The organism is Mesorhizobium sp. M1066, from assembly GCF_040318635.1.
GTDB lineage: Bacteria > Pseudomonadota > Alphaproteobacteria > Rhizobiales > Rhizobiaceae > Mesorhizobium.
Map to the genome: position 1 here is coordinate 36,815 of NZ_JAMYMR010000019.1, position 15,762 is coordinate 52,576.

A 15,762-nucleotide genomic window follows, 5' to 3' on the forward strand; every position below is an offset into this window, starting at 1 on the left:
ATGCCCTCCGTAGCCCTCTTCGACCTTCTGCCCGATTTCGGGACGCGCGCGCAACGCGCCGGCCAGCCCCGGGCAGCAGTCGATCCCGACCACAAGCCCGAGACGCCGGCGCCACAAGCCGATATCGGCACGCTGATCGCCGAGGCGGTTGCCCAGGCGGAGGCAGCGCTGGAGGTCCGCCTGTCGGCTGCGCATGACGCCGCGCTCGAAGCCGAACGCCAGGCCAGTGCTGAGGAAGCAAGGATATTTCTCGAAAGCCTCGGCGACGATGTCGGCAAGGCTGTCTCGTTGCGCATCGATGCGATGGAGGCGCGCGTGACCGGACTTGTCGCCGCCACGGTCGCCCGCATCATCGGCGGCATCGTCAGCGACGATCTGCAGAAACGTTCGATCGATGCGTTGGCCGGCGCCATCCGCGAAGCGGTTGGCGATGCCGAAGCGGTGCGCATCGTCGTGCGCGGCCCGCTCTCGATGTTCGAAACACTGAAGGCGTCGCTCGGACCCCGCGCCGCCAATCTGGATTTTGTCGAGGCGCCAGGCTTCGACCTGACCGTCGCCATCGACGAGGCGGTGTTCGAGACGCGCATGGCCGAATGGTCGACGACCCTCTCGGAGGTCCTGGCATGAGCGTCGCAGACGCCGACCACGGCCGCCACGAGATCATCATTGTGCGGCGCAGCCATGACGACCATGACGAAGCCCACCATGGCGGCGTCTGGAAGATCGCCTTCGCCGACTTCATGACGGCCATGATGTGCTTCTTCCTGGTCATGTGGCTGATCAACGCCGCCAACGAGCAGACCAAGGCAGCCGTCGCCAGCTACTTCAACCCGGTCAAGCTGGTCGACCGAAATTCGAGCCGCAAGGGCCTGGAGGATCTCGGTGACGGCCCGCGCGCGATGGGGCTGACGGCAGACGATCCGCAAGAGGCGACCAGCAAAGCCGGACAGAATGGCAATGCCGGCGCGGGCGCGTCGGACCGCAAGCAGGACAAGCAGGAGCCGCAACAGGCGGAACGCACCGACGATCATCTCTTCGCCGACCCCTACGCGGTGCTTTCGGAAATCGCCACCGACACCGGAGTCATGCAGAATGTCAGCCAGAAAGGCGACGGCGGCGTGCAGGCTGCCGGCCCGGCTACCGGCGCCTCCGGTGGCGCCTCCTACCGCGATCCCTTCGAGCCGGATTTCTGGTCGCAGCAGGTCGCGGCGCCCGGCGCCGAGGCCAGCGCCGAGCGCACCAAAATCGAGGGCGATCCGGCCAAGCCCGGCGACAAGACCGCCGAAACGCAAGTGCTCAAAGTCAAAGCCGTGCCGCCTGTCGCCGCACCGCTCGAGCCGCTGGCTAAGGACGCGACCGGCAAGCAGGCCGCGAACCCTGCCACGGCAATGGCCGGCGAGACCAAACCGGACGGCGCCACGGTCGCGGGCGGAGCGAAAGCCGAGACGCAAAAGGCCGCCAAGCCCGACATCGGCGAGAAGGCGCCAACCGCGGCTGCCGTGAAGGCAGCGGCCGAAGTCAAGCGGCAGCTGGCCGATGCCTTTAAGCCCGGCGACAAGCTGCACGACGGCGTCTCGGTCGAAGCCACCGACAAGGGGGTCGTCATCTCGATCACCGATCAGCTCGACTTCGGCATGTTCGAGGTCGGCTCGGCATTGCCGCGCCGCGAACTGGTGCTGGCGATGGAGAAGATCGGCCGCATCGTCAACAGCCAGAAGGGCACCATCAGCATCAACGGCCACACCGACGCCCGGCCGTTCCGCGGCGACAGCTATGACAATTGGCGCCTGTCGACGGCGCGCGCGCATTCCGCCTACTACATGCTCGTGCGCGGCGGCGTCGACGAACGCCGCATCACCGAAGTCGCCGGCTTCGCCGACCGCCAGCCGAAAATAGCAGCCGATCCATTGGCGGCCGCGAACCGCCGCATCGAGATCCTGATGGCGACCGGCGGATGAAGCGAGCGGCCGTCACCCGCCGGTTGATTGGCCTGTTGCTGCTGGCCGGCGGACACCCGTCGGCCGGTTTCGCCCAGGATACGCTGCAGCCGTATCAGTTGGTGCGCTCGCTGCAACTCATCCAGGACCGCATAGCCGCCGGCGATCATGCCGCCCTGCCGATGCAAGCCAAGCTGCTGGAGATGGCGGATGCGCGCCTGCGCGCGGCGAATGCCGAGGACTATAAGGATCCCAAGAACTTTCGGGCCCTGCTTGTCTACGGCATGAGCGGCGGCAACCCGGTGACCGTCGAAGCGGCCACGTCGCGCGCCACGACGGACCCGCAAAGCCTTGCCATCGCCAAAGGCGTGATTGATTACCTCAACGGCCGGCCCGGCGAGGCTATCGAAGCCTTGAGGCCGATCGATCCCATGACGCTGCCTCCGGATCTCGGCGCCTTCCTCGCCCTGGTCAAAGGCTCACTGCTTGCCGGCGATCAACCGGCGACCGCACTCGGTCTGCTCGACGAGGCAAGATTGCTCAGCCCCGGCACGCTGGTGGAGGAAGCGGCACTTCGCCGTTCGGTCGGCCTTGCAGTCGCGCAAGGCGACGCGGCACGTTTCGCCCTTGCTTCCACCCAATATGTCGAGCGCTACCTCTATTCGCCCTATGCCAGCCAGTTCGCCGACTCCTTCGTCTCCGGCGTCATCGCGCTGCACATGTCGATCAGCCAGGACAAGCTGGGCGACATCACCTCGATGATGGATCCCGAGCGCGAGAAGGTGATCTATCTGCGCATCGCCCGCCGGGCCGCGATAGACGGCCTGAACGACTTGTCGGCCTTCGCTTCGGCGCGGGCGGAACAGGGCCGCAACGGCAGCACCAATCAGGACGATCCACGCGCCCTGCTCTATGCCAGCCTTTCCACCGTCACCTCGGGCACAATCGAGGACGTTCGCGCCAAGCTCGGCAAGATCGACCGCACCAGGCTGTCGGAGGGCGACCGCGCTTTGCTCGACGCCGCGCAGGCCATTGCCGGCGAGGTCGTCGCGCCGCCCACCGCCCTTCCGGCGGAAAAGCCTGCCCCAGTTCCTGCCGCCGCGGCGCAGCCGGTGCCCGAGATCGCCACGGCGCAAGGCGCCGATGACAGTGGCCTGCCACCGGTCGAAGGCGCCATCTCGGAGCAACCCGCCGTCACCGCGGCCTCCGGCGGACCAGCCGCCAATGCGCCGGACATGGCAGCAGCGGCATCCGCCGACCCTCTGACTGTCATGCCGGCGTCGGCACTGTCGCCCGCAGCCGGTCCAGAGCCCGCCGATCCGACCGACGCCGCCATGACCAGAACACGTCGACAGCTCGACCTGATCGACCAGATGCTTGGAGCCGCCCCAAAATGACCACCAGCCTCGGCTCGGCCTTGCCAGCATTTGCCTCCACGCGCGCGACGTCGGAGCAGCCGGCCGCGAACGGCAGGAACGATGACGCCGGCTTCGGCAAGATGCTGCGCGACGATGCCGGTGCTGCCCGCCCGGAACGGCAGCCGTCAACAGAGGCGGGATCGCGCGACCAGCGCTGGAGCAAGCTCGCTGCCGGCCTTGCCGGGCATGACGCCAAGGCCGAACCGGCATCGGCCGAGCCCCGAAGGACCATCTCGGCCAAAGTGGCAAACGTGAAAACCGGCAAGGACGATTTGGAAGCAAACGCGAAGGCCGACGCTGAAGAGACGACGCCGGATGCCGGGCCGCTTCAGGACGACCTGCCGCTGCTGATGGCGTTTCATGACCTGCGGCATTTCGCGACAACGGCCAAGGCAGCCGGGGGCAATACGGCCACCGGCGAGAATCCGTCGGACCCGGCGCTCGATGGGCAGGCTTCACTGCCAAAGACCTACCGGCCAAAAGCCACGGGCGGACGCGAAGCACTCGAAACCATGTCGAAGCCGGAGCAGGCGTCGATCGTCGACGGACCTTTGACGGCGCTTGACGGTCAGTCGCCGAGCGCTGTCTCCAGCGCGCCAAAACGCGACGCCGCAGCGGCGGCCCAGAAGCTGTCGGACGCGCCGGCTGCCGATGTGCCCGGCGTGCGGTCGAAGCCCGCCGCGAATGCGATGAAGAGCATCGAGGATGTCCAGTCCTCGATGCGTCCAGAAGCGGGAAAACAGTCCCTGTCCACTGCGCGCATCGACGTGGTGTCGGAACGGAGTTTCCCCGCACCGCCGCAGAGTCCCATCAGCCAGGCGGCCCTCAATGTGATCAACGCCATAGCCGCCGACGCCGGGCCGCAAAAAGCGCTTTCAGCCTCACCCACGACCACCCATCTGGCCAGCTCTGTTGCCGTTCCGACACATGTGTTGAAGATCGAACTCCACCCCGCCGAACTCGGCATGGTGACGGCCAATCTTCGCCTCTCCGGGGAACAACTTTCGATTGAGCTGAAGCCTGAAACGCACGACGCCTATCGTCGGCTGTCGGCCGACAGCGAGGCCATCGTCAAGTCGCTGCGCGGGCTCGGCTTCGAAGTTGACAAGGTCACGATACTGCAACCTTCGGTAGCAGTTCCCGCTACAACCCGGACGGATGCAACCGCTCCTTTGGCGGCGGCAACAGGCCGCGATCCAGCATCCTTTCAACCGGGGAATTCGGGCAGCGGCAATGGTGGAGCCGGCGGCCAGCAACCGGGCCGGCAATCCTCAGGGAAACGCAACGATGACGCGCAGGACTACGGCCGCGGCACTTCGCCTGCTCGCGAGCGCGCTGGCGGCGATATCTTTATCTAGCGCGGCAAACGCCGCCGCAGCCGCGGCCAACCCTTGCGAGCCGGAAATCCTGCGCGCCGCAGATCGCTATGGCGTGCCCGCCGGCATCCTCTATGCCGTTGGCTTGACGGAGACCGGAAACAAGGGCAGCCTTCAGCCCAACGCATTGAATATAGAAGGAAAAGCGGTCTTTCCGAGAAGCCGGACCGAGGCCCTTGCCGCCTTCGCCAATGCCCGGCGCGAGGGCAAGACCCTGATAGATCTGGGCTGCATGCAGATCAACCAACACTACCACGCTTCGCATTTTCGCAGCGTCGAGGACATGCTCGACCCACGCCAGAATGTCGACTATGCGGCACGCTTCCTGGCCAGCCTCCATGCCCGCCACGAGACCTGGTCGATGGCCGTCGCCCGCTATCATGCCGGCCCTGACAATGATCCGGCGCAGAAGATCTATGTCTGCCGCGTCATCGCCAACATGGTCGCCACCGGCTTTGGAAAATGGACTGCGAACGCCCGCGGCTTCTGCAACCAATAAGCGTATTTTCCGGTTCTAATAAAGCAACAGCACAACCCGGAATTGTCGGCATCACTTGGCCAAGATTTGCCACCGGCAGCATATCTGGTTGCACGCTAATGCAACCGATACGATTCCAGACTCCCAAGAAACTAGCTACAAGAAATGACGGTTGTTCAGGATTCCCGCCAGCGGATACGCCTCTCTTCACGGGGCAAATGATTTGATTCGGAAGGCGGGGCCGATGATTGTGATCGTTGACGAGCGCGAGCTCGTAACAGAGGGATACAATTCACTTTTCGATCGTGAGGGCATCGCCTGTGCAGGCTTTGCATCCGGCGAATTCGGTGAGTGGGTGAACTCTGCCGCGGACACCGATCTGCGCTCGGTCCGGGCCTTCCTCATCGGCGACTGCCGCGAAGGCTCCATCTCTCCCCGCCAGATCCGCGACCGCACCGGCGCTCCGGTGATTGCGCTCAGTGAACAGCATTCCCTGGAGAACACGCTCCGGTTGTTCGAGAGCGGCGTCGACGACGTCATTCGCAAGCCCGTCCATATCCGCGAGATCCTGGCCCGCATCACCGCCATCCGCCGCCGCGCCCAGGAAGACGTCGCCTACACCGAGATCGGCGCCATGCGCATCTTCATGGACGGCCGCGACCCCGAAATCGACGGTCAGCCTCTCCCCCTGCCGCGCCGTGAACGCCGCATCCTCGAATATCTGGCGAGCAATCGCGGGCGCCGTGTCACCAAGACCCAGGTTTTCAACGCCATCTACGGCATCTTCGACGAAGAGGTCGAAGAGAACGTGGTGGAAAGCCACATCAGCAAACTGCGCAAGAAGCTGCGCGAGAAGCTGGGCACCGACCCGATCGATTCCAAGCGTTTCCTCGGCTACCGGCTCGTCTTCTGATGCAGCGCCGCGCCAGCCTCGCGCAAGAAAACATGCGTAGCCTCGTAGCCAGCAGCATGGACACAGCGGAGACGTTTCGATGAGCCTCTACGGAATGATGCGGACCGGCGTTTCCGGCATGAACGCCCAGGCAAACCGCCTATCGACGGTCGCCGACAACATCGCCAATTCCGACACCACCGGCTACAAGCGCTCCTCCGCCGAATTCTCGACGCTGGTCATGCCGTCGACCGGCGGTGCCTACAATTCCGGCGGCGTCACCACGACGATCCGCCAGGCGGTCAGCGATCCGGGCGTGCTTCAATACACGACCTCGGTCTCCGACCTTGCCGTCAGCGGCGATGGCTTCTTTGTCGTTCAGGATCCGAGCGGCACCCCTTACCTGACCCGAGCCGGCGCCTTCGTTCCCGACGGTCAGGGCAGGCTGGTCAACTCGGCCGGCTTCCAGCTGATGGCCTATAGCTACGAGAATGGCGTGCCGGCAGCGACGGTCAACGGTTTTGAGGGACTGGTTCCGGTTGTCATCTCCGACCAGGGAATGACCGCAACGCCGAGCACCGAGGGTACCTATGCCGGCAACCTGCCGGCGGGCGCGACACCGGTCGCGGCGGGTAATCTGCCCACCACAAATGCCGTCGGCGCGCAGTACACCTCGAAATCCTCGATGGTTGCCTATGACAATCTCGGCAACAAGAAGCTGCTCGACGTCTATTTCACCAACACCGGCGCCGGCACCTGGCAGGTCTCGGTCTTCGATCAGTCTCAGGCCACGGCCGGGACAGCATTCCCCTATACCGGTGGCGCGCTGGGCTCGGCCAACCTGACGTTCGACACCACCACTGGCAAGCTCACCGGCGCCGTCGACAGCGTCTCCCTCACCGTGCCCAACGGCGCCGCCTTTTCGCTCGATCTGTCTGCGCTGACCCAGCTTGGCGCCGGCTTCACGGTTTCCGACGCCCAGGTCAACGGCAACGCGCCGAGCACCATCGACAAGGTCCAGATCAGCAAGGACGGCACCATCTACGCCCAGTACAAGGACGGCTCCACCAAGCCGCTCTACAAGATCCCGCTCGCCGACGTACAGAGCCCGGACCAGCTCAAGGCGCTGCCTGGCAACGTCTATTCGCAGGGCACCGAGTCCGGCGCGGTTCGTGTCGGCTTTGCCAATGAAGGCAAGCTCGGCTCCATCATCTCCGGCGCGCTCGAGAATTCCAACGTCGATATCGCCGAAGAACTGACCAACATGATCGCGGCACAGCGCAGCTACACCGCTAATTCGAAAGTCTTCCAGACCGGTTCCGATCTGATGGACGTCCTTGTCAACCTGAAGAGATAAGACGGGCGTCGCCCGCGAAAGACCCGCATGTCACTGTCTACCGCATTGAGTATCGCCCAGTCGGCGCTTATGAACACCGCGCGACAGACCAGCGTTGTCTCGCGCAACGTCGCCGACGCCTCCAACCCGGACTATTCACGGCGTCAGGCCGTCGTCACCAGCACGGCGCCGGGCGCGCGTTCGGTCGATATCCAGCGCGCAGCCAACGAGCTTTTGTTTCGCCAGAATCTCGGCGCGCTGTCGGCCTGGAGCGGGCAGAACGCCCTCTACAGCGGCATGGATCAGCTGGGCGTTGCGGTCAATGGCGTCGACAATGCGTCCTCGCCCTCGACCGCGATCGCCAACCTGCAGCAGGCGCTGCAGCTCTACGCCACCTCGCCGTCGAACCAGAACCTCGGCGCCTCGGTCATCGACGCCGCCAAACAGGTCGTGCGCTCGCTCAATGAGGGCTCCAAGGCAGTCCAGGATTTCCGCACCCAGACCGACAGCCAGATCGCCACCGCCGTCGATGACCTGAACTCGCTGCTCGGCCAGTTCCAGGATGCCAACACGGCCGTCATGTCCGGAACCCGTTCCGGCACCGATGTTTCCGATGCGCTCGACCAGCGCGACGCGCTTTTGAAGAAGATTTCGAACTATGTCCCGGTGTCGACCTTCACAAGAGGCGACAATGACATGGTCATCACCACCGGCGACGGCACGACTTTGTTCGAGACGATACCGCGCACGGTCACCTTCGCGGCGTCAGCAGGCTATACCGCGGGTGCCGCCGGCAATGCCGTTTACATCGACAACGTGCCGATCTCGGCGGGAGCCGGCGGCAACACCAGCGCCAGCGGCACGCTTGCCGGCCTGCTGCAATTGCGCGACGGCGTCGCCTCGACCATGCAGAGCCAGCTCGACGAGACGGCGCGTGGCCTGATCACCGCTTTTGCCGAGACCGCACCCTCGATGGCCAATGCCGCCGGCCTGTTCACCTGGTCGGGAGCGCCGGCCGTGCCGGCCGCCGGCACGCTGGTCACCGGCCTTGCCGCGTCCATCAGCGTCAATGCAGCGATGGACCCGAGCACCGGCGGCAACCCGACGCTGCTGCGCGACGGCGGTGCCAACGGTGCGGCCTATGTCGCCAACACGGGCGGTGGAGCGTCCTATTCCACCCTTCTGGTTGCCTATGGCGACCGGCTCGACCAGCCGATGACTTTCGACCCCGCCGCCGGGGTTTCTGCAACATCCAGCGTGTCCGACTACGCCGCCAATTCGATCGGCTGGTTCGAGGGCGTGCGCCAGCAGGCTTCGACCGCCTCCGACGCCAAGGAAGCACTGGCATCGCGCAGCGCCGAGGCGCTGTCCAACGCGACCGGGGTCAATGTCGACCAGGAAATGTCACTGCTGCTCGACCTCGAACACACCTACCAGGCATCGGCCCGGATGATGAAAACCGTCGACGACATGATGACGGCCTTGCTCAACGCGGTGGGATAATTCCATGACTTCAGTCTCCTCGGCCGCAATCTCCAATGCCATGCGCTCCCAGCAGATGCGCATGCAGGCTGAACTCGTCAAAGCCACCAAGGAATCCTCGACGGGCCGGGTCGCCGATGTCGGCCTGGCTCTCGGTGGGCGCACCACCCAGGCCGTCACCTTCCAGCGCGACCTTGACCGGCTCAACGTCATCATCGATTCCAACGGCCTTGTCGGCGCCCGGCTTTCCTCGACGCAGACCTCGCTTGGACAGCTCTCCACCGCCGCGCAGACCTTTCTGTCCGCCCTGACCACCGCTTCCTCGAGCGACTCGTCCAACAGCCTCACCCGGGACTCCGGCAAGGCGACCATCCAGCAGCTGACCTCGATCCTCAACACCAGCGTCAATGGTGAATATCTGTTTGCCGGCACCAACACAGACGTCAAGCCGATCAACGATTTCACCGCTGCCGGCTCTCCTGCCAAGGCTGCATTCGATACCGCTTTCCTCACCAATTTCGGTTTCACCCAGGACGACCCGGCAGCGGCCAACATCACGGCTGCCCAGATCGACGATTTCATCACCAATGATGTCGGGCCGCAGTTCACCGGCGCGGGTTGGCAAGGCAACTGGTCGAACGCCACCGACCAGCAGATCGTCAGCCGCATCGCACTCAACGAAACCACACCGACTTCGACCAGCGCCAACAGCGATGGCATTCAAAAACTCGCCATGGCGGCAGCCATGGTCAGCAGCCTGATGTCCAGCAACATCAGCCAGGCGGCGAAGAATACGGTTGTCAGCCGCTCGACCACATTGGTTGGCGAAGCGCTGAGCGGCATTGGCCAGCTTCAATCCGAGACCGGTATCGTCCAGAAGCGGGTTTCCGATGCCAACGATCGGATGAAAACGCAGGTCGATCTTTTCGAACGGCACATTCTCGATCTGGAAGCCGTCGATCCGGCGGCAGCTGCGACACGGGTCGCGGACCTGACACAGCACATCGAAACGTCTTTCGCGTTGACCGCACGCCTGCAGCAGCTCAGCCTGTTGAATTACCTGACCTGACAACGCTTAACGGAACGGTAGAGCCCCAACGATGTACCAATTCTCCTACGCCGACATCCAGAGCAACTCCGTTGCCGACGCGAAGGACCGCGAGCGGGAGCTTCTGACCCGCTCGATCGACATGCTGGCGGCGGCAGCAGCGGCCGGCCACGATTCGATGGAGGCGATCGAGGCGCTTCACTTCACCAACCGCGTCTGGACCGCCTTCGTCGAGGATCTTGGCTCCAGCGACAACGCCCTGCCCAAGGAACTGCGCGCCAACCTCATTTCCATCGGCCTGTGGCTGCTGCGCGAGGCGGAGGACATCCGTCAGGGCCGCACCAACAATTTCGAAGGGTTGATCGAGGTGTCCCAGATCATCAGGGACGGCATTCAATGACCACGCTGAAGATATCGCTGAAGCCGAACGAAAAGATCTACATCAACGGCGCCGTCATCCGGGTCGACCGCAAGGTCACCGTCGAATTGATGAACGACGTCCAGTTCCTGCTCGAAAGCCACGTGATTCAGGCCGACGATGCCTCGACGCCGCTCAAGCAGCTCTATTTCATCCTGCAGGTCATGCTGATGAACCCGGCCGGCGCCGCCGCCGCGCGCGACATGTTCCGCCGTTCGCTGCCGCTGCTTCTGGCAAGCTTCGAGGACAGCCAGATCTGCAGCGCGCTGAAACAGATCGACCGCATGGTCGGCGAGGATCATATCTACGAGGCGCTGAAGGCGATCCGCGCGCTTTATCCGCTCGAACGCCGCGCGCTGGGTGGTAATGACGATGTTTCGGGTGCCGAGCGCCCGTTGGCTGTGGGAGCACGATACTGATGAACGTGGACATGACGACGACGATTCCGACCGGCGCCAATCAGGCGACGGCGTCCACCTCGAAGACAGCGGTCGACTACCAGTCCTTCCTGAAGCTTCTGATCGCCGAGATGAAGAACCAGGATCCGACCAAGCCGATGGATTCGACGCAGTATGTCGCCCAGCTCGCCACCTTCTCTCAGGTCGAGCAATCGGTGCAGACCAACACCAAGCTCAATCAGATCATGCAGTCCTCGGCGCTGTCGCAGGCCGACGCACTGATCGGGCGCTCGATAACCTCCGCCGACGGCCTGACGACGGGCACCGTGGCTTCGGTGCGCCTCGCCAGCAACGGTCTCATCGCCGTGCTGCAGAACGGCACCGAAGTCGCGGTCGGTCCGGGAGTTTCGGTCAAGGCAGCAAGCTGACGCTTTCGGCAGAGAGCCAGTCCCATGAATGAGGCCGACGCTCTCGACATCGTCCAGTATGCGGTGTGGACGGTGCTCGTCGCGTCGGCTCCGGTGGTGCTGGTCGCCATGGTGGTCGGCATCGGCATCGCCCTCATCCAGGCGCTGACGCAGGTGCAGGAGATCACCTTGACCTTCGTGCCGAAGATCGTCGCCATCATGCTGGTGGTGGCGTTGACCGGCCCCTTCATCGGCAGCCAGATATCGGCCTTCACCAACGTCATCTTCGAGCGCATCCAGAACGGGTTCTGAACCTTTTCCAGGAAGGTGTGCCCGCGACATGCCGTTCACCCTGTCTGAAGCCAGACGCCACTGATCCCAGCGGCACCTCCGGATCCACGGCAGACAAGGCCTGGACCGCCTCTATCCCATTGTTGGACCATGAGCTTTTTTGCCCTTTGCGGCGCCATGCCCTACTTTCGGCAAACGGTCTGCGCAAACGGATTGTCTGACGAGCAGGCACGACATGGCAGGAACCCCAAATGATTGACGAAAAGCCGGACAGCGAGAGCGTCTCGGCGCTGGCGCCCTTCCGTCACGGCATTTTCCGAGCCGTGTGGGGCGCAAGTCTCGTCTCGAATTTCGGTGGCTTGATCCAGGGTGTCGGCGCCGCCTGGATGATGACCACGATCGCCACCTCGCCCTATCAGGTGGCCCTGGTCCAGGCTTCGACCACCTTGCCGATCATGCTGTTTGCACTCGTAGCCGGCGCCATCGCCGACAGTTTCGACCGGCGCAAGGTGATGCTGGTCGCCCAGACCTTCATGCTGGTGGTGTCGGTGCTCCTGACCGTGTTCACTTATTCCGGCCTGATCACGCCATGGACGCTGCTTGCCTTCACCTTCCTGATCGACAGCGGCACTGCGCTCAACAGCCCATCATGGCAAGCCTCCGTCGGCGATATCGTACCCCGCAACAAGGTGCCGGCGGCCGTCGCCCTCAATTCGATGGGCTTTAACCTGACGCGCAGCGTCGGTCCGGCGATCGGCGGCATCATTGTCGCCGCGGCCGGTGCGGCGGCCGCCTTCGCGGCGAACGCGGTGAGCTATATCGGCCTGATCGTCGTGCTGGCGCGCTGGAAGCCGGACGTGCCCATGTCGACCTTGCCGCGCGAGTCGCTGGGGGCCGCCATGGGCGCCGGCCTGCGCTATGTCGCCATGTCGCCCAACATCGGCAAGGTGCTGGTCAGAGGTGCTGCGTTCGGCTTCAGTGCAGGCGCTGTGCTTGCGTTGCTGCCTCTGGTGGCGCGCGATGTCGTCAAGGGCGATGCGCTGACCTATGGCGTCATGCTCGGCGCCTTCGGCATCGGCGCGGTCGGCGGCGCCTTGATCAGCGTCAGGCTGCGGCAGCTGCTCTCCAGCGAGACGATGGTGCGCTGTGCTTTCGCCGGCTTCGCTGTCTGCGCCTTCAATGCCGCCGTCAGCCAGCATGCCTGGCAGACGTCGCTCGGCCTGCTTGTCGGCGGCGCCTGCTGGGTGATCGCGCTTTCGCATTTCAACGTCACGGTGCAGATGGCGACGCCGCGCTGGGTGGTCGGCCGGGTGCTGTCGGTCTACCAGACCGCGACCTTCGGCGGCATCGCGCTCGGCAGCTGGATCTGGGGTGTCGTCGCCGACGCGCATGGCGCCGAAACAGCGCTGATTGCCGCCAGCATCGCCATGCTGGCGGGCGGCGCCATCGGTCTTTTGCTCCCGCTGCCGCAACAGCAGGTGCTCAACCTCGACCCGCTCAATCGCTTCAAGGAACCGCACCTTGCGCTTGACCTGAAGCCGCGCAGTGGTCCCATCGCCATCATGATCGAGTATGTGATCCGGCACGAGGACGAACCGGAGTTCCTCGCCATCATGGCCGAACGCGGCCGCATCCGCCGTCGTGACGGCGCCCGCAACTGGACGCTGGCGCGCGATCTCGAGAATCCCACCGTATGGATCGAGCATTACCACACGCCGACCTGGATCGAATATATCAGGCACAATGGACGCATCACCCATGCCGACGCCGTCATCGGCGAACGCGTGCGGGCGCTGCACAGCGGCGACGAGCCGCCCCGCGTGCGGCGTATGATCGAGCGTCCGACCACCGCCGGCACGGCGCTTGTGATGGCCAAGGGACCGATCGAGCATTAGGGCTCCGCAACCGCGCCCCTGTCGCAGGCACCCCGCTTGGCCTCCCGTCACCCCTCGCCCGACAGGTCCCGGCGCGCCTTGTCGAGCTCCTCGGCATAGCGCCGCATCAGATGGCCTTCGGTCAACAGCCCCAGCACGATGTGGTCGGTGAAATCCTCGACGACAGCGAGTTCTTCGGCGCCCGCCCGCTGGAATGTTTCCGCGGCGGCCTGCACGTTCATGCTCGGCACCAGCACCGCGTCCTTGTATTTGGCAAGATCGCGCACCGGCACCTCGCCGCCGGAAGGATCGCTGTGCAGTTCGGCCACGATCAGCACGCCGACATAGTGGTCGCCCGCGTCGACGGCGATGACGCGCTGGGCAGAGCCGAGCGGCACTTGCTTGCGGAAGGCTGCCAGCGTCGTCGAGGCATAGATGGTCTTGATGTCCTTGCGCATCATCGAGCCGACTGTGAGGCTGCGCATCCAGCCGACATCGTGGGCGCTGCGGATGGTCTCGCCGCGCAGATGGAAGCGCCAGGTCGAGAACGAGTAGCCGAAGGTTTCGCGCACCAGGATCGCCGACATGATCGAGGCGGCCAGCACGACGCCGGTCAGCGTCAGGTCGCGGGTCGATTCCAGCGCCAGGAAGGTCATCGTCAGCGGACCGCCGACGACACCGACGGCGAGCGACGTCATGCCGACGACGGCGGCGACGGCAGGGTCGATGCCGGTTGCCGGCGAGACGACGATCATCACATCCGCGAACGCCTTGCCGAGCAGCGCGCCGAGGAACAGCGAGGCAAAGAACAATCCGCCGCGAAAACCCGACCCCAGCGAGACCGCCGACGCCGCCAGCTTGAGCACGAAGACGCTGGCCACCACGGCCAGCCCGTAGTTCATCGAGAATTCGCGATGCAGCGCGCCATGGCCGCTGGACAGGACCTGCGGCGTGATCAGCCCCAACAAGCCAACGATGACGCCGCCGATGACGGGGCGCAGCGACGCATCGATCGACAGCCTGGCAAAACCACGTTCGATCAGCGTCACCAGATGCATGATGGCGATCGAGGCGGCGCCACCGAGCAGCCCGAGCAGCAGGAACGGCACATACTGGCTGGCGGTGAGCGCCGGCAGACCCGAAAGCTCAAGCGGAAACGGCACCCCACCGAACATTTCAGCGGTCAGCGAGGCTGAGATCGCGGCGGTCATGACAGGCGCGACATTGGCGACCGAGTAGATGCCGATGACCAGTTCGAAGCCATAGAAGGCGCCGGTCAGCGGTGCATCGAAGGCGGCGGCGATGGCGCCGGCCGCACCACAGCCGACCAGGATGCGGACATCGTTTCGGCGCAGCCTGAAGATGCCCGCCAGCCGCGAGGCCAGCCCGGAGCCAACCTGCGTATAGCCGGCTTCCAGCCCGACCGAGGCGCCAAAACCGCTGGAGATCATCGTCTGGCCGGCGATGATGAAGGTGTCGGTCAGCGACATGCGCCCGCCATAGAGCGCATTGGCTTCGATCGGGTCGATCGGTGTGCGGAATTTCCGTATCCTGAGCCAGACCACCGTCAGCCCCAGCAGCATGCCGCCGATCGCCGGTATCAACGCCTGCATCGGATTGGCGAGCGAGAACATGCCGGAAAGCCGGCCGCCTGGCTGAACGCCGAACAGCAGCCCGTGCAGGTCCTGCACGATCTGGCTCATCGCCGTGACCAATATGCCAGCCATCACGCCTACGACACCGGCGAGAATGACCACCACGATGCCGCGTGCCTCGAGCAGAGGCAACGACCTGATCAGCACCGCGCGCAGCCGGCGGGCGTAGACTTCGCTGTGGTTTCTGGAAAGCACCGGGGCGGCTCGCCGATATCGAAAGGCAGTGGAAAGCCAGCCTGATACGCCCGGCGGCACGGCATGGCAACCACAATGCCGACAGACACCACATTGGCGACAGCGGGCGCGATATCGATCGGCCGATGGACCGTTCAGGTCGGCATGGGCACGCCGGCTTCATAGAGCACGAGGTTGCGCTCGCCTATGCCAAGCGCCGGCCAGCTCGCACGCCAGTCCGCAATGTGCGGCGAGCGGAAATGCGCGTCAAGCGCTGCCCTGTCACTCCAGACTTCCGTGACCCGGATGAGCCCGGCATCGAAAACATCCTGCGCATAGGAATATTCGAGACAGCCGGGTTCCGCGCGGCTGCCGGAAACCATCCGCTGCATGGCGGGCTTTGCCTCCTCAAGCTTATCGGGCGGCAGGCGGATTGTGCCAATGATCAGCAGCATGCGATTCCTTTCGAAGACGCGGACCAAGGCGCAGTAGCCAGTCTCCCACCCTCGCGCAAGCTTGGCGGGCTACCCTCACAGGGCTGTCGCGCGCGCTCGACAGTCTATGGGGTTTGAGGACGA

16 protein-coding genes are annotated in these 15,762 nt (G+C 64.5%); 14 read left to right on the plus strand and 2 right to left on the minus strand.

Annotated features, from left to right (window positions below; translation table 11 throughout):
- The 14 genes from NKH52_RS21900 to NKH52_RS21965 all read left to right on the plus strand — a co-directional run bounded on the left by NKH52_RS21900 (nt 1) and on the right by NKH52_RS21965 (nt 13,376).
- Nucleotides 1–627 carry a hypothetical protein gene (locus tag NKH52_RS21900; RefSeq protein WP_352733652.1) on the plus strand — a complete coding sequence of 209 codons (627 nt, stop codon included), beginning with the start codon at nt 1–3 and terminating at the stop codon, nt 625–627.
- A complete protein-coding gene (locus NKH52_RS21905; RefSeq protein ID WP_352733650.1) occupies nt 624–1,958 on the plus strand; it encodes a MotB family protein in 1,335 nt (444 codons plus the stop codon). The genes NKH52_RS21900 and NKH52_RS21905 overlap by 4 nt, the downstream gene beginning before the upstream one ends.
- A complete protein-coding gene (locus tag NKH52_RS21910) occupies nt 1,955–3,334 on the plus strand; it encodes a MotC family chemotaxis protein (protein ID WP_352733649.1) in 1,380 nt (459 codons plus the stop codon). The genes NKH52_RS21905 and NKH52_RS21910 overlap by 4 nt, the downstream gene beginning before the upstream one ends.
- Complete coding sequence (gene fliK / locus NKH52_RS21915) at nt 3,331–4,713, plus strand: flagellar hook-length control protein FliK (protein WP_352733647.1); 1,383 nt, start codon at nt 3,331–3,333, stop codon at nt 4,711–4,713. Before NKH52_RS21910 ends, fliK begins: the two co-directional genes overlap by 4 nt.
- Nucleotides 4,643–5,230 carry a transglycosylase SLT domain-containing protein gene (locus NKH52_RS21920; protein WP_352733646.1) on the plus strand — a complete coding sequence of 196 codons (588 nt, stop codon included), beginning with the start codon at nt 4,643–4,645 and terminating at the stop codon, nt 5,228–5,230. The genes fliK and NKH52_RS21920 overlap by 71 nt, the downstream gene beginning before the upstream one ends.
- A 223-nt stretch (nt 5,231–5,453) precedes the next feature.
- A complete protein-coding gene (locus tag NKH52_RS21925) occupies nt 5,454–6,122 on the plus strand; it encodes a response regulator transcription factor (protein WP_013529780.1) in 669 nt (222 codons plus the stop codon).
- Nucleotides 6,123–6,201: 79 nt separating this feature from the next.
- A complete protein-coding gene (locus NKH52_RS21930) occupies nt 6,202–7,458 on the plus strand; it encodes a flagellar hook protein FlgE (protein WP_352733644.1) in 1,257 nt (418 codons plus the stop codon).
- Between the two features lie 27 nt (nt 7,459–7,485).
- A complete protein-coding gene (gene flgK / locus NKH52_RS21935; protein ID WP_352733642.1) occupies nt 7,486–8,940 on the plus strand; it encodes a flagellar hook-associated protein FlgK in 1,455 nt (484 codons plus the stop codon).
- A 4-nt stretch (nt 8,941–8,944) separates the two neighbouring features.
- Nucleotides 8,945–9,988, plus strand: coding sequence for a flagellar hook-associated family protein (locus tag NKH52_RS21940; protein ID WP_352733640.1), 1,044 nt, complete (start codon nt 8,945–8,947; stop codon nt 9,986–9,988).
- 31 nt (nt 9,989–10,019) lie between these two features.
- Nucleotides 10,020–10,367: a flagellar biosynthesis regulator FlaF gene (gene flaF / locus NKH52_RS21945; protein ID WP_023810018.1), complete on the plus strand. Its 348-nt coding sequence runs from the start codon at nt 10,020–10,022 to the stop codon at nt 10,365–10,367.
- Entirely contained in the window at nt 10,364–10,804 is a 441-nt protein-coding gene (flbT, locus tag NKH52_RS21950) for a flagellar biosynthesis repressor FlbT (RefSeq protein ID WP_352733637.1), read from the plus strand. The genes flaF and flbT overlap by 4 nt, the downstream gene beginning before the upstream one ends.
- Nucleotides 10,804–11,211 (plus strand): flagellar hook assembly protein FlgD, encoded by a 408-nt coding sequence (gene flgD, locus NKH52_RS21955; protein WP_013529774.1) that lies wholly within the window; start codon nt 10,804–10,806, stop codon nt 11,209–11,211. Before flbT ends, flgD begins: the two co-directional genes overlap by 1 nt.
- A 24-nt stretch (nt 11,212–11,235) precedes the next feature.
- Nucleotides 11,236–11,502 (plus strand): flagellar biosynthesis protein FliQ, encoded by a 267-nt coding sequence (gene fliQ / locus NKH52_RS21960; RefSeq protein WP_013529773.1) that lies wholly within the window; start codon nt 11,236–11,238, stop codon nt 11,500–11,502.
- A gap of 230 nt (nt 11,503–11,732) precedes the next feature.
- A complete protein-coding gene (locus NKH52_RS21965; protein ID WP_352733634.1) occupies nt 11,733–13,376 on the plus strand; it encodes an MFS transporter in 1,644 nt (547 codons plus the stop codon).
- A gap of 47 nt (nt 13,377–13,423) precedes the next feature.
- On the opposite strand, the gene NKH52_RS21970 is transcribed toward NKH52_RS21965, so the two are convergent.
- Both NKH52_RS21970 and NKH52_RS21975 read right to left on the minus strand, forming a co-directional pair.
- Nucleotides 13,424–15,205: a chloride channel protein gene (locus tag NKH52_RS21970; protein ID WP_352733631.1), complete on the minus strand. Its 1,782-nt coding sequence runs from the start codon at nt 15,203–15,205 to the stop codon at nt 13,424–13,426.
- A 134-nt stretch (nt 15,206–15,339) separates the two neighbouring features.
- Nucleotides 15,340–15,639 (minus strand): putative quinol monooxygenase, encoded by a 300-nt coding sequence (locus NKH52_RS21975; protein ID WP_127290440.1) that lies wholly within the window; start codon nt 15,637–15,639, stop codon nt 15,340–15,342.
- Nucleotides 15,640–15,762: the final 123 nt, after the last annotated feature.